Genomic DNA, 728 nt, shown 5'->3' with positions numbered 1-728 from the left:
CGATACCCTTGCTGATCGGTGGCAAGCGCATAAAGCAGATCTTCCTGGCTGGAGATGCTGTTAGACAGGATGAAATCTAGAAACTGTCCTGTAAGTTCGGAATCAAAGCGCATGTTAAGATCAACTAACTCCGGCGCTTTAATGGGGGAGAAATAGAGCCCGAGGCAGATCGCCACTTCTTTGGTCTTGATCACCTTTATATCGCTAGTATCTCGCGCTATGGCACGCTGTGACTGGACTTTTTTCCTACTACTAGTTAGCNCGATCAGCCTCTCCCAAAGACCAGATTTAAGCGCACTCTTCGGAATTGTATCGAGCACAGCCTGGGCACGATTGCGAAGCACTCCACGATCTTCAGGAAGCTCAAGATTTAAACCCCGCACCTGAACATTGAAAAAGAACTCAGATAATGGCATCGCACGCTTCACTCTGGCCTCAAATTTCTCTCGGCCTTCCTCTCGGACCAACGTATCCGGATCTTCTCCTTGAGGTAAAATAAGGAAACTAAACTGCATTCCGTTTTGATACATAGGAAGAAGATTATCCATCGCCTTTTCAGCCGCCCTCAATCCTGCTGCGTCTCCGTCAAAACAGAACACTAGGTTTTGACAGCGTTTGAGTAGCTGCCCAAGATTTTCCTCATTCGTGGCTGTCCCAAGCGTAGCGACAGCATAATCAATCCCATGTTGCGCCAAAGAAACCACATCCATATAGCCTTCAACAACCAT

Annotated in this window: 1 protein-coding gene; it reads right to left on the bottom strand. The window is 47.6% G+C overall.

Features of this window, described 5'->3' with window-relative positions; genetic code table 11:
- Positions 1-728, bottom strand: a 728-nt coding sequence (locus A3750_RS00645; protein WP_156498270.1) for a toprim domain-containing protein, incomplete at both ends; no start/stop codon positions are given.

Source organism: Oleiphilus sp. HI0079 (assembly GCF_001635105.1).
Note: the sequence above shows the minus strand (reverse complement) of the source record. Positions and strands in the feature narration are given on the sequence as shown.